Source organism: Qipengyuania sp. RANM35 (assembly GCF_041021145.2).
In the GTDB taxonomy this organism is placed as follows: Bacteria; Pseudomonadota; Alphaproteobacteria; order Sphingomonadales; family Sphingomonadaceae; genus Qipengyuania; species Qipengyuania soli.
Genome location: NZ_CM196433.1, coordinates 2171352 through 2183523, shown reverse-complemented (window position 1 = coordinate 2183523; position 12172 = coordinate 2171352). Strand labels below are relative to the sequence as shown.

Below are 12172 nucleotides of genomic sequence, written 5' to 3'. Positions count from 1 at the left end.
GTCAGGCGTTCCCCATCAGGCGGGAGGTCGTCATGATGTCGGACAGGTCGATCGCATCGTCTTCCTCGCGAGCCGAGGCATCGGCGGCCTTGGCCTGCACTCCGTCGAGGCCGAGCAGGCGCAGGACGAACAGGAAGCTGTCCTGCTCGGACGCGAAATCGGCCTTGAGGAAGGCTCCGCCCTGGCTGGCGATGTAGCCGGCGTAGACCTGCGCGCAGACCAGATCGACGTAACAGGGCACGTCGCGAAAGACGCCGTTGTCGGTCAGGTAGCCGGCCAGTTCCTCGCGCAGCTTGAGGAAGGTCGCGTAATTGTCGGCCGCGTCGATCAGCATGTTGTCGACATCGTCGGCGAACCAGATTTCGCGCAGCACGCCCGAGTTCGCCTTGTGATCCCAGACCCAGCGGGTCATCAGCGGGTAGAGTTCACGGCGCGAATTGTGGAGGATCTCGCAGGCAAGGTCGCGCACCCAGCGGTGGCGCTTGCTGGCGGGAAAGGCGGCGGTGAAGCGCGCGATGCGCTCGTCAGTGTCGCCTTCTGCAAGGAGTTCTCCGATAGCCTGCTTCATGTGCAGGAAGTTGGCACCCTCGAGGTAGCCGCCCACCCGCCGGCGCACGGTCGGCATGAACATCAGCAGTTTGAGGAAGTTCTCCGGCGTCAGGTCCTTCGCGCCGTCGGCGAAGGCATCGGCGAAAAGTTCGGTCTTGAGATTGAGCGCTTCGACGATCTTCTCGATCCCGCCATGCGCTTCGGCAGACGCGAGCATTCCCGACAATGCCTGGCCCAGCCGCTCGCCATCGAGGTCGAGCCGCACGGCGAGGTCGATCTCGCCGGGGTAGTAGGCAGAAGGGTTGGCCCGCGCGCCCATGATCCTATTCAGCAGCCTCCATCTGGGGGGCGAGGGAGGTCAGGAGCGACATTGCCGCAGCGGTACCTTGGGCGATGGAATCGTCGATCGTCTCCGGCCCGGTGGCCGCACCCGCAACGAACACTCCCGGGCGATTGGTAGCGCCCACGATCCCGTAGTTGTTCTGCCGCTTGATGTAGCCCCAGTGATGCAGTTCGACCCCGAAAATGCTGGAAATCAGCATGTTGTCGACATTGGGATCCATGCCGATGGCGTGGACGACCATGTCGAAGGGGATGGTGATCGGGCGCTTGACCAAAGTGTCCTCGCCCTTGACGATGACTTTGTCGCCATCGCTGGTGACCTCTGCGATGCGCGCCTTGATGTACTTGACCTTGTGCTCTTCCTGGCTGCGCCAGTAGATTTCCTCGTAGAGTCCGAAGGTTCGGATATCCATGTAGTAGATGTAGACGTGGCAGTCGGGCAGTTCCTCGCGGATTTCCATGCCCATCTTGGCCGAAACCGTGCAGCAGATCTTGGAGCACCATTCGCGCCCGATCTGGCGGTCGCGGCTGCCGACGCAGAGCAGGATTGCCACGCGCTTGGGCGGCTCGCCATTGCTGGGGCGGCGGATGCCCTTGCCCGAGGAGATCATCTGTTCGACCTGCGTGGTGGTGACCACGTCGGGGAAGGTGCCGAAGCCCCATTCGGGCTTGTTGATGCTGTCGAAGTGGGTGAAGCCGGTGCACAGCATGGCTGCGGCGCAGTCCACGTTCTCACCGGATGAAAGCTTTGCGGTGAAGGCGCCCGGTTCGCCCGAGAAGTCGCTGACAGTCGCATTGACGTGGACCGTCACCGCCGGGTTCTCGACCACGCGGGTGACCATCGGGCCGATGGCGTCCGTCGCCCACTCGAAAGTCGGCGCGAGTTTGGCGTAGCCCGAGAGGATCGGCGCGCCACCAAGGCGGTCGGCCTTGTCGACGATCACCACCTGCTGCCCGGCGATGGCGAGCGAATGGGCGGCTGCGAGACCGGCGGGACCACCGCCGACGACGAGGATGGGCTTGCTCATTACGGACGTGCCTCGATTGCTTTGCGTTTCTCGGGCGGGATGTAGCCGGGGCCGCCGGTGATGCGGCGGCGCGGGTCGTAGAGGTTGTCCTGCTTGCCCGCCTTCACCTGCTCCAGGTATTCCTTGAACTCGGCCTCGCGCGCCTGCCAGTCGATGCCCATCTTCTCGAACAGGCGCTCCATCGGCGAAGCGTGCCAGTGCGACTGGACGATCTTGTAGGGATGCGCACCGCAGGCGAGCGCGGCGAACTGGATGTCGGCGATCACGGGCAGCGAGTAATCCTTGCCCGCGTTGCGCTCGTCCGCCTTGGCGATCCACTGGTTCTTGTCGAGCGTAGTGATGCAGCCGGTGTCATGGCCGATCATCACGTCCGAATGCGCTTCGTCGACCGCGACCTTGATCTTGCGATCGATGGCAAAGCTGCGGGTGAACTCGCGTTCGGAAATGATGTGGCGGAAGCCGAAGCCGCAGCAGTCGTACCACGTCGAATAGTCGATCACCTGTGCGCCGAGGTCCTGGATGATGCCGGTCGAGACCGCGACGCGATTACCGTCGAGCACCTCGTCGTCGTAGATCACGTCCTGCGGGATCATCTTGTAGACGTGGCAGGCCGGGTGGATCGTGGCTCGCACGTTCGAAACGTCGAACACCTGCCGCGCGGCGATGTCCTTGCGCATGGCGTGGACCCACTCGGAATAATGGACGATTTCTTCGGGGATCAGCAGCTTGCCGTCGACCAGCCGGTCGAGCTTGCCGAGGATCTTGGTGACCTTCTCGCGCAGCGATGCGGAAAGCAGCAGGTACTCGCGCACTTCCTTGTAATTGCCGAAGGAGGTGCCGCAGTGGACCAGCGGGTAGTAGTAACCCTCGGGCAACCCCTCTGCCTTGGCCGAGACATAGGCCTGGTGGAAATTGCGCAGGAATACCGCGGCGAGGCTGACGATGTTGCCGATGCCCGAACCATGGTAGTTCCAGGCGGTGCAGCTCGTCTGGTCGGTCTCGTCGAGATAGGGGATGTCCATCTCGTTCATCATCCACAGCAGCGCCGTGGGATAGCCCGGGATGTTGCCGCACTGGCCGCAGCTCTTGTGATGCCACAGCTGGCGGGTCGGGATCTTCTTCTCCCAGCCGTAGAGCGTCTTGGCGATACGCGGGGCGTGCTGGTCCTCGACGCGGTGGACCTTGATCTGGCCGTCCTTCTCCAGCTCCCACATGGCATCGCGGATGTCGTGGACGCGGTCCTTGTTGGTGAGCATCGAACGCTTGTCGATCTTCTGTTCGACCCAGCTGGTCGCCTGCGCGGCATCGGCGGCGGACAGATTGCTGTCGCGCCATTCGGCGCCGTGGCCGGTGAAGCGTTCGCCGTCGGTAGGTGTCGGGTCAGACATGGGCCCTGTCCTCAATCATCGTCGTCATCGTCGTCTTCCATGTCCTCGAGGAACTCGTCCCACTCGTCCCGCTTCTCGTCCATGATGTCCTCGATCACGTCGAAAAGGTTCTCGTCGATGGTCTCCAGCTGGTCGAGAACGCCGCTCTCCTCCCAGATCGTGTAGAGTTCGACCGAGGTCTTGAGATTGGTCTCCCACGCGGTCTTGATGGTGTTGAGCGTGGGCATCGGGATGGCCCGGCGCAGCACTTGCAGCGGCGCATCGATCTTCGAGATGTTCGGACCCCAGTCACCGAAATGGTCGGGGTTGATCATGTCGGGGGACAGCTGGTTGCCGGTCGAGATCAGCTTGAGCATGACGCGGCTGAAGGGGCGCAGCACGCTCTTGGCGCTTTCCATGCCGTGCTTGATCGCCGCCTCGCGCATCAGCATCACCAGGCCTCCGGGCGAATTGCCGAAAGGGCAGCGCGCCGCACAGGTGTAGCACTGGGCGCACGACCAGATCTTCTCCTGCATCGCGTCGTAGATGCCCTCGAGATTCTCGGTCCACAGCAGCTGGACGATCTCGCGCGGGCTGAAGTCGTAATAGTGGGCGGCGGGGCAGGTTGCGGTGCAGATGCCGCAATTGAGGCAGCCGTTGAGCTCGTGGTCGAAGCGCAGGTCCGACTGGATGTCGTTGAAGATCTTCTCGAGCTTGGCGCGGGGAACTTCCTGCGTTCCCTCTACGGGGTCGCCGATGTATTTCTCGACACGGGTGGAAGTGTCTATCGCGCCCATCGTCCCGTCCTCAGTAGGTCAGCACCTTGGTGTCGTCTTCCTCCATGATCTGTTCGATCAGGTAGGCGCCTCCGACGATGTCCGAACATTCGGGGATAAGATCGTCCTTGGTCATGTCGAACAGGTCGAGGTTGGGGGAGCAGCACATGAATTTCACCCCCGCGTCGTGCGCATCCTTGATGAAGTCGTAGACCGTCTTCGGCGAACCGGGCTTCACGACCAGCTTTTCGGCGACGCCCTTTTTCATCAGTTTGCCCGAGGTGGCGGTGCAGATGACCTCGACCTCGTATTCCATGGCCGCGGCCACGGTGGCCTGGAAAATGGGTGCACCCAGCTCCTCGCCGTTGGCGGGATCGGTGTTCGCCATGATGATGACGAGCTTGTCGGCCATGTTCTCTCTCCACATTGCCGCCCCGTATTCCGGGGTCGTGCGACTCAATCATATTAGAATATACTAATTAAGCAAGGGCAGGGACCCGCTTCTTTTCAACCCGCATCCATCCAGCCGGTCAGCTGCACGATTCCCGTCATCATCGGGACCAGCGCGTCGGCGATGTCGTTCTTGCGCATGCCCAGGGCATCGAGCGCCGCGCCGGGCTTTTCGGGGACTTCCTCGAACTCCATGATGAGGTCTTCGGCCATGGCGCGCTTGAAGCCGGGGTGGCCCGTGAAGCCGAAAATGTTCGTGCCGACCTGGAAGGCTGCAGGGCGCCCCTCCGGATCGATTGCCAAGGTCTGCGCAAAGGGCGGCGGTACCGGACGGTCGCGCATGTAGACAGGGTTGAGCCAGCGTTCGGGCATGAATCCCGCCAGCGCGTCATCCGCGACCCGGACGGCTTCTTCTGCAGTAAGGGTGAGTGGCGCTTCCTCGACCGATCCGTCGCAGGCAAGCGACACGATCTGGGCGCCAAGGCCGATGCCGATCATCGGCACGCCGCTCATGTAGCAGGCCCGCGCAAGCGCGACTTCTTCGGCTAGCGTTGGTACGTCGCGCACCCCCGCGCTTCCCCAAGGACCCCCGCCGAGCAGGATCAGCCCGTCACCGACCTGCGCGAATTGCGGGACCTTCCCCGCCTCGGTGAATGGGCGATGGTAATGGAAGCGGATCTGCCGCCCTTCGAGGTGGTCCTCGATCAGGCCGAGATAATCGGCCGAAGTATGCTGGATGACGGTTAGCTGCTTCACGCTGGCTGGCAGGCTGCGTCCATCACCGCGGCAGCGAAGTCGCGCGGTTCCAGCCCGAGCATGGAGATGCCCGAACCCTCGAAGAATTCCGCGGTCTTGCGCTCGACATCTTCGAGCTGCGTTCCGCGGAGGTGCGATTCCAGGTCGAGCAGGGCGCGGGGCGGGGTGACGAAGACGTCGCCGACGAACAGGACCTCGCGGATGCGGCTGTCCTGGTTGCCGTCGACCCGCACGTAGGCGGTCAGGTTGCGCGCGGGATTCTGGCCGGTGAGCACGTCCTTCTCGCGCGCAGGGTTGCAGATTTCCTCGACGAACTCCTGCGTCCCGATTTCCTCGGCATAGGCGATGTCGGCGCGGGTCTGTTCGCCCTCGGTCAGTTCCTCGGCAAAAGTCTCGATGCCGAGCGTTTCCTCGAGCCCCTCGATGAGCAGCATCTTCACCCGGTCGAGCGAAGGCATCTCGCCCAGTTCCGCCTTGAGAGAGGTCACGCGCGCGCCGGCATCGGCCAGCTGACGCTTTTCAAGCTTCGCTTGCGGGACGTTCAGCACCGCCATCATCGCAGCCGGGTCGAGGTCGAGGATGACCGTGCCCTGGAAGATGAGGATATTGCCGTCGAAGAAGCCACCGGTGCCGGAAACCTTGCGTCCCTCGATCTCGATATCGTTGCGCGGACGGAAGCGGGCATCGACACCGAGCTTCGACAGCCCTGCGGCAATGCCTTCGCAGATGAGCCTCGTGACATCGGGGAGGGTGACCTGCCCGAACACGCGCTTGTCGCAAACCAGCGCCCAGCCGAGCTGGCCGCCGTCCATGAAGATCGCCCCGCCGCCGGTCATCCTGCGAACGGTCTGCACGCCGCGCGCGGCGCACGCGTCGAGGTTGAGCTCCTGCGCCAGGTCCTGGTGACGGCCGACCAGCGCGCAGGGTTCGAACTGGATGAAGCGGATCGTGTCGCCGATGTCGCCTGCCAGCCGCGCCTCGATCAGCGCCTTGTCGAGTGCGATGTTCTCGCGGCCCGTGCGGACCCCGGTGTCGACGATCCTGAACTTCGCGCCCATCACAGTTCCTCGAATTCTTCGCCGGGCTCGTATTCCTCGCCCGGACGGACCCGGCCCAGCTGGGTGCGGATCTTCTTCATGTGTGCTCCTTCCGGCTGGAAGGGATAGCTGGCGATGTCGGAGACGGGGCTGTCGCCATAGGGGCGGTCGCAGGCGGAAATGTCCTCGGCGAACTTGCCCGGGCAACCGCTGGTGCGGAAGGCGATGCCGGTGTCGATGATCATGTCGACCTCGGCAGAAGGCAGGCCGAAGTCGACCACGCGGCCATGCTCGTCGAACTTCATCTGCTCCACGCGCACGCCGCAATAGTCGATCATGTAACGGGCCAGCTGTACCCGCCGCCACTGGTCGCGCGGGGTCGCCGGCAGGTGGTCCATCAGGCTGCCCTTCTCGGGAAAGAAGCAGAACATGTGGCTGTGACCGCCCATGTCGACGAGCTTCTGGACGAGATGCAGGATTTCGCTCTCGGTCTCGCCCATGCCGACGATGATGTGCGCGCCGAACTTCTTCGGCCCGAAGATGTCGCGCGCATCTTCGAGGATTTCCCAGTACTTCGCCCAGTTGTGCGGGCTCTGCACGCCCTTGCCGCGCACGCGGTCGAAGATATCCGGCGTCGCCGCATCGAGCGCGACGGTGAAGATGTCGGACCCCATCTCGTGCAGCTTCTTCACGTCCGCGCGCTGCATGGTCGTGGGGTTCGAAAGGATCGAGACCGGGATGTCGTCGGGCGAGACGTGGTCGGTCCAGGTCTTGAGGACGGCAAAGGTGTCCTGGTCCGACTTGGGGTGGGTGATCATCGAGATGCACATGCGGTGAAACGGGCTCTTGGCCCCGTCGCGCCCGACGATCTCGGCGATCTGCGCCATCGGCACGGCAGGCCAGTCGACGCGGATGAAGTTACGGTCGGCATAATCGCGATCCGCCTCGCGGTGGCGGGCCAGGCCGCAATAGGCGCAATTGGCGCGGCACCCTTCGGGATAGGTCAGCAGCAGGTTGAGGCAGCGGGTGCACGAACAGCCGTGCATCGAGCCGGGCATCAGCCCCAGCGTCATCGCCGCCGCCGTGCTGATCTGCACATACTCGGGCGAGGTCATGTTGGGCGTCTGGATGTTGTTGTTCGGGCGATAGACGCCGGTCGGCGGGACCGCGCTGCTCTTGACCCGGCCGCCGTTGCGGAATTCGGGCGCGATGAAATCGGGGACGCGCGGCTGCATGGCGACCGCGGCATTGAAGTCCGCGCCGCCCGTGCCCGTAATCGAAGTGCGCTCGCTTTCGTTCTTCAGGCAACTCATCGGCGATACTCTCCCGTTTTCTCTCTCATGCGGCGCAGGCGACTCCGATCGCCTTCTCGCCGGCCTGCCCCAGCTTGATGGAGCAGCAGGCGTGTTCCTGTTCGAAGTTGCGCCCGATCGCCTGCGACACCGCGACCGCCCCGTCGGCGGGGAAGGCGATGCCGTCGAGGCCGGCCATGACCGCATAGGCATCGGTCACACGCTTGTGCATGCCCGGCGGGCGGGCACAGCCAAGCAGCACCGGCTTGTCGGGCAGGCGCCGCCGCGCTTCCATGAAGATGCGCCCGACGTCCGAAGTGGAGGGCGTCGTGAAGGTGCCCGGCTTGGCGTAGAACGGCATGATCACCACCAGCACCAGCGAGCCGACATCGTGCCGCGCAATGATATCGAGCGCGTTCGCCTCGCCGAGGATCTGGCCATAGTGCAGGCCGACGACGATATGCGGCGTGACTTCCATCGAGGTCGAGCACAGCGCGGCAAGTGTGGCCTCGAAATCCTCGACCGGGCGGTCGAGCTTGTAGACCTGGTTGATGGTTTCCTGCGCCCCGATGACGTCCATCATGGCCGTGTCTACGCCTGCGCTTTCCATGCTCTTGGCCAGTGTCTCGTCGAGCAGGGCGGTGTGGATGGCGACCCGCAGGTGCGGGAATTCGTTCTTCAGCTTCTCGACCACCGGGAGGTAGCGTTCGTAGCGGATCTCGTTGCGGCGGTTGGACCCGCCCGACAGCAGGAAGCCCTGCAGGTTCTGGAGCATGATGAGGTCGCGGACCTTCTGCTCCAGCATCTCGGGACTGGTCGCCGGTATCATCGGCTCGAGGATCTTCTTCTGGCAATGGTCGCAGTTGAGCGCACAGCCACCCGCCGTGATCGAGAAGGCGGGGAAGCTGTTCTTGCCGCAGCCCTTGAGCTCGTCGCTCTGGTATTCCTTGAAGGTCGGAGTGGAGAAGCGGATCGGCCGGGACAGCGCTTTGGCGGCATTGGCCTCCATCGCGTAAACGAGCGAGGGATCGAACTCCGCATCCTCGAGCGGCTCGATCGCTTCCAGTCTTTCCATCCAGTCCAAAGCCCGTCTCTCCTTACGAACTCTGCCTCGTTATACATTAGATAAAGCTAATGTATAGGGCTGCCTTTGCACGGTTCACAGCCCATGAGCTCCCGCGATTTCCTTGCACAGTTCCACGACCTCCGGTCGCGTCCCGCCGGGCATCGGCGGGTCGGCGAGCGAATCGTGCCAGAAGGATTCCATCTCGTCCTCGTCGACCAGGTCCGAGTCGAACCCTTCGAGCAGGGTCCGCGCGCGCTGTGGCAACTCCGACGGGAACTCACGCCCCGAGAGCAGGCCCCACAGCCCGGCCCAGCAACGCACCGTGGTCCAGGGATTGTAACCGCCTCCGCCGACAACGACGCTCGCAGGTACGGCCTCGACGAGCTGGAGGACCGCGCGCCAAAGAGCGCCGTTGCTCAGTTTCATCTTCGACAGCGGGTCGCCATGCAATGCGTCAGCACCACAGGTCACGACAAGCGCTTGCGGGGCAAAGCGCGTGGTGAAGGGCAGCACCAGCTGCGCCATGACGAGATCGTACTCGTCGTCGGTGACGCCCCAGGGCACGGGCACATTGAGCGTGCGCGGATCCTGCTCGCCAGCCGAGCCGGTGTTCGGCCAGCGGTCAGTCTCGTGGATCGAAACACAGGCGACACGATCGTCGCCTGCGAAGGCCTCGAAGACCCCATCGCCATGATGGGCATCGACGTCGACGTAGAGCACTCGTTCGAGTCCGGCATCGAGGAACGTCAGGACCGCGAAGGCGGGGTCGTTGAAATAGCAGAAGCCGCTCGCGCGATCGCGCTTGCCGTGATGCGTGCCGCCGGCAGGATGGAAGGCGACCTTGCCCTCCAGCGCCAATTGCGCGGCGAGGATCGAACCGCCGACTGTCGAGGCCGCTCGTTCGAACAGGCCAGGGAAAAGCGGGTTCTCCATTGTCCCGAAACGATAGCGCTCGCGCTGTTCGGCCGAGACCCGGCCCAGTTCGCTCGCCGACCTGAGGGCGCCGATGTAGGCGGCATCATGCAGGCGTCTCAGAACATCGGGCGCAGCTTGCGGGGCCTCGCGGCAAGCGTCCGCCTCGAGCCATCCCAGCGAGTCGCACATTGCGACCACGGCGCCCTGCCTCGTGAAGGATAATGGGTGGTTCGAACCGAAGGATGGGCGGGTGTAGACTTCCCCGCCGATGAACACCGCGGACCGCGCGAACCGCGGAAAGGCTGGCTTTCGGACGTGATCAGCCGTCGCTTGCAGTCGTCCTCTCCCGTCGCGAGGCGTTCTATGGACAAGCCTCGATCCTTGCTATAGTTTCGCATTTGCTAATGTAGCAATAGCTAATGGCAGGCGCCTTGGGGCGCCGGATCGGAGAGAGATGATGGCCGAAGGTGGTATCGACCTCAACAACACCAAGAAGATGACGATCATCTGCACGAAGGGCACGCTCGACTGGGCCTATCCTCCGTTCATCCTCGGCACGACGGCCGCGGCGATGGACGTCGAGGTGACGATGTTCTTCACCTTCTATGGTCTCGGCCTGCTCAACAAGAAGCTCGACCTCAAGGTCTCGCCGCTGGGCAACCCAGCCATGGAAATGCCGATGATGGGAATGCACATGGGCATGCCCAACATGGTCGGCATGCTGCCGGGCGTCACCAGCGGCGCCACCGCCATGATGAAGAACATGATCAAGAAGAAGGGTGTCGCCTCGATCGAAGAACTGCGCGAAGCCGCCGTCCTGTCCGACGTGCGCATGATCGCTTGCCAGATGACCCTCGACCTCTTCGAAATGAAGAAGGAAGATATGATCGATGATATCGAGATCGGCGGCGCGGCGACCTGGATGGAATCCGCGCTCCAGTCCGACATCAATCTGTACATGTAATCCGGAGAATTATTCATGGCCGACGCAACGCTCGACGCGAAGGGTCTCAATTGCCCGCTCCCCATCCTCAAGGCCAAGAAGGCATTGAAGGAACTCGGCAACGGACAAACGCTCGAGATTCTCGCCACCGACCCGGGGTCGGTGAAGGACTTCGAGGCCTTCTCGCGCACGACCGGCAACAAGCTGCTCGAAAGCGGCGAGGACGGCGGCGTCTATCGCTTCATCATCGAACGGGTTGTGTGACGCGCAAGCGGGACACCGGCCAGCAAGAACAAATGACGAGGTAAAATACGGAATAACATACGTAATTCGGGGAGAACACGATGAGGATGTCCATTTCGGCGCAAGCGAAGAGCTGCGCTGCGCTTCTCGCACTGGCACTCGGAGCCACCTCGGCTCACGCGACCGAAGGCTATTTCTCCAATGGCGTGGGCGCGCGCAGCAAGGCGGTTGCCGGTGCCGGCGTCGCGGACTCCCGCGATGCGACGGCAATCAACCTCAATCCTGCAGGCATTGCCGGTCTCGAGCATAGCGAGATCGACGTCGCCATCTCACTGTTCAACCCGAACCGCGACTTCGTGGTCACCGGCGGGCCGGGATTCCTTCCCGACGGCAAAACCGACAGCAATGTGGATATCTTCCCCATCCCTAACTTCGCCATGGCCTACAAGGTCGGCGACGCGGGGACGCTGGGCTTTTCGTTGAGCGGCAATGGCGGCCTCAACACCAACTATAGTGCTGTTGCCAATCCGGCTTGCGCATCGCCCCCGTTTCCGGCGACGAACGGCGTGTTCTGCGGCGGCAAGTCGGGTGTAAACCTGATCCAGATGTTCTTCGCTGCCGCCTATGCGCACGATTTCGGCGCGGTGAAGGTCGGTGTTTCGCCGATCTTCGCGCTCCAGCGTTTCCGCGGCCGTGGCATCATGGCGTTTGGCGGCGTGTCGCAGGATCCGTCGAACCTGTCCGACAACGGCCAGTCCTACTCCACCGGTTTCGGCGGACGTATCGGCATTGAGGTCGAACCCGCCCCCGGCTTCCGCGTCGGCGGGGCGTACCAGACCAAGTTCAATATGAGCAGGTTCGACGAATATGCCGGACTGTTCGAAGGTCAGGGCAGCTTCGATATCCCGTCCAGCTGGCAGGTCGGCGTGGCGGTCGACGCGACGCCGCAACTGACGCTGATGGCCGACTATCGCCGGATCAACTATTCTGACGTTCCTGCGGTGCATAACCCGATGACGGTGCAGCAACCTTTCGGTTCGGACGGCGGGCCCGGCTTCGGCTGGGACGATGTCGATGCCTGGAAGATCGGTGCCGAATACCGACCCGACGACCGGACCGCTTTCCGTGTCGGCTACTCGCACAATTCACAGCCGATCTCCGGCGGCGACGTAACGGTCAACGTGCTCGCTCCGGGCGTGGTCCAGAACCACTTCACCGCCGGCGCCAGCTTCGGCCTCGGCTCGAGCACCGATCTCGAATTCGCGGTGATGTACGCGCCCAACGAAAGCGTGAACGGGATTGAGATAACCCCGCTCGGACCCAATCCCGGGCGCGACATCAAGATCGAGATGAACCAGCTCGAATTGACGGTGGGCCTCAAATTCAAGCTCTGAGGTCGACAGCTTTT

Annotated in this window: 13 protein-coding genes and 1 pseudogene; 3 read left to right on the top strand and 11 right to left on the bottom strand. The window is 63.2% G+C overall.

The annotated features are described in order from the left end of the window. Window position 1: 1 nt before the first annotated feature. From RAM60_RS10905 to RAM60_RS10855, 11 genes and pseudogenes are all read right to left on the bottom strand, one after another. Complete coding sequence (locus tag RAM60_RS10905; protein ID WP_369026746.1) at window positions 2-868, bottom strand: hypothetical protein; 867 nt, start codon at window positions 866-868, stop codon at window positions 2-4. A 4-nt stretch (window positions 869-872) separates the two neighbouring features. After that, a complete protein-coding gene (locus RAM60_RS10900; RefSeq protein ID WP_510640408.1) occupies window positions 873-1733 on the bottom strand; it encodes an FAD-dependent oxidoreductase in 861 nt (286 codons plus the stop codon). A 48-nt stretch (window positions 1734-1781) separates the two neighbouring features. Next, window positions 1782-2003, bottom strand: a pseudogene (locus RAM60_RS10895) (FAD-dependent oxidoreductase); the annotation flags it as partial. Then, window positions 1919-2596 carry a heterodisulfide reductase-related iron-sulfur binding cluster gene (locus RAM60_RS10890; protein ID WP_281388138.1) on the bottom strand — a complete coding sequence of 226 codons (678 nt, stop codon included), beginning with the start codon at window positions 2594-2596 and terminating at the stop codon, window positions 1919-1921. The pseudogene RAM60_RS10895 and the gene RAM60_RS10890, both read right to left, overlap by 85 nt. A gap of 722 nt (window positions 2597-3318) precedes the next feature. Then, window positions 3319-4083 (bottom strand): 4Fe-4S dicluster domain-containing protein, encoded by a 765-nt coding sequence (locus RAM60_RS10885; protein WP_200981397.1) that lies wholly within the window; start codon window positions 4081-4083, stop codon window positions 3319-3321. Window positions 4084-4093: 10 nt separating this feature from the next. Then, the gene (locus RAM60_RS10880) at window positions 4094-4474 is read right to left on the bottom strand and encodes a DsrE family protein (RefSeq protein WP_200981396.1); all 381 of its coding nucleotides are present in this window, start codon (window positions 4472-4474) and stop codon (window positions 4094-4096) included. Between the two features lie 95 nt (window positions 4475-4569). Further along, window positions 4570-5268 (bottom strand): hypothetical protein, encoded by a 699-nt coding sequence (locus RAM60_RS10875; protein WP_369026747.1) that lies wholly within the window; start codon window positions 5266-5268, stop codon window positions 4570-4572. Continuing rightward, window positions 5265-6326 carry a lipoate--protein ligase family protein gene (locus tag RAM60_RS10870; RefSeq protein WP_369026748.1) on the bottom strand — a complete coding sequence of 354 codons (1062 nt, stop codon included), beginning with the start codon at window positions 6324-6326 and terminating at the stop codon, window positions 5265-5267. Before RAM60_RS10870 ends, RAM60_RS10875 begins: the two co-directional genes overlap by 4 nt. Further along, on the bottom strand, window positions 6326-7618 hold the full coding sequence (locus RAM60_RS10865) for a radical SAM protein (protein WP_369026749.1): 1293 nt from the start codon (window positions 7616-7618) through the stop codon (window positions 6326-6328). The genes RAM60_RS10870 and RAM60_RS10865 overlap by 1 nt, the downstream gene beginning before the upstream one ends. 25 nt (window positions 7619-7643) lie before the next feature. Beyond that, on the bottom strand, window positions 7644-8672 hold the full coding sequence (locus tag RAM60_RS10860; protein ID WP_369027340.1) for a radical SAM protein: 1029 nt from the start codon (window positions 8670-8672) through the stop codon (window positions 7644-7646). Between the two features lie 84 nt (window positions 8673-8756). After that, entirely contained in the window at window positions 8757-9854 is a 1098-nt protein-coding gene (locus RAM60_RS10855; protein ID WP_369026750.1) for an arginase family protein, read from the bottom strand. Between the two features lie 178 nt (window positions 9855-10032). On the opposite strand from RAM60_RS10855, the gene dsrE2 reads away from it, so the two are divergent. The 3 genes from dsrE2 to RAM60_RS10840 all read left to right on the top strand — a co-directional run bounded on the left by dsrE2 (window position 10033) and on the right by RAM60_RS10840 (window position 12158). Further along, window positions 10033-10542, top strand: coding sequence for a sulfur carrier protein DsrE2 (gene dsrE2 / locus RAM60_RS10850; protein ID WP_246449709.1), 510 nt, complete (start codon window positions 10033-10035; stop codon window positions 10540-10542). Window positions 10543-10557: 15 nt separating this feature from the next. Beyond that, complete coding sequence (locus RAM60_RS10845; RefSeq protein ID WP_200981390.1) at window positions 10558-10785, top strand: sulfurtransferase TusA family protein; 228 nt, start codon at window positions 10558-10560, stop codon at window positions 10783-10785. A gap of 80 nt (window positions 10786-10865) precedes the next feature. After that, a complete protein-coding gene (locus RAM60_RS10840) occupies window positions 10866-12158 on the top strand; it encodes an OmpP1/FadL family transporter (protein WP_369026751.1) in 1293 nt (430 codons plus the stop codon). The last annotated feature ends 14 nt before the right edge of the window (window positions 12159-12172 follow it).

Bases quoted from the DNA above. Each gene is read 5' to 3' on its own strand.
- RAM60_RS10905 (WP_369026746.1), bottom strand. From the start codon at position 868: ATGGGCGCGCGGGCCAACCCTTCTGCCTACTACCCCGGCGAGATCGAC.
- RAM60_RS10900 (WP_510640408.1), bottom strand. From the start codon at position 1,733: ATGGTCACCCGCGTGGTCGAGAACCCGGCGGTGACGGTCCACGTCAAT.
- RAM60_RS10890 (WP_281388138.1), bottom strand. From the start codon at position 2,596: ATGCGCAAGGACATCGCCGCGCGGCAGGTGTTCGACGTTTCGAACGTG.
- RAM60_RS10885 (WP_200981397.1), bottom strand. From the start codon at position 4,083: ATGGGCGCGATAGACACTTCCACCCGTGTCGAGAAATACATCGGCGAC.
- RAM60_RS10880 (WP_200981396.1), bottom strand. From the start codon at position 4,474: ATGGCCGACAAGCTCGTCATCATCATGGCGAACACCGATCCCGCCAAC.
- RAM60_RS10870 (WP_369026748.1), bottom strand. From the start codon at position 6,326: ATGGGCGCGAAGTTCAGGATCGTCGACACCGGGGTCCGCACGGGCCGC.
- RAM60_RS10865 (WP_369026749.1), bottom strand. From the start codon at position 7,618: ATGAGTTGCCTGAAGAACGAAAGCGAGCGCACTTCGATTACGGGCACG.
- RAM60_RS10860 (WP_369027340.1), bottom strand. From the start codon at position 8,672: ATGGAAAGACTGGAAGCGATCGAGCCGCTCGAGGATGCGGAGTTCGAT.
- dsrE2 (WP_246449709.1), top strand. From the start codon at position 10,033: ATGATGGCCGAAGGTGGTATCGACCTCAACAACACCAAGAAGATGACG.
- RAM60_RS10845 (WP_200981390.1), top strand. From the start codon at position 10,558: ATGGCCGACGCAACGCTCGACGCGAAGGGTCTCAATTGCCCGCTCCCC.
- RAM60_RS10840 (WP_369026751.1), top strand. From the start codon at position 10,866: ATGAGGATGTCCATTTCGGCGCAAGCGAAGAGCTGCGCTGCGCTTCTC.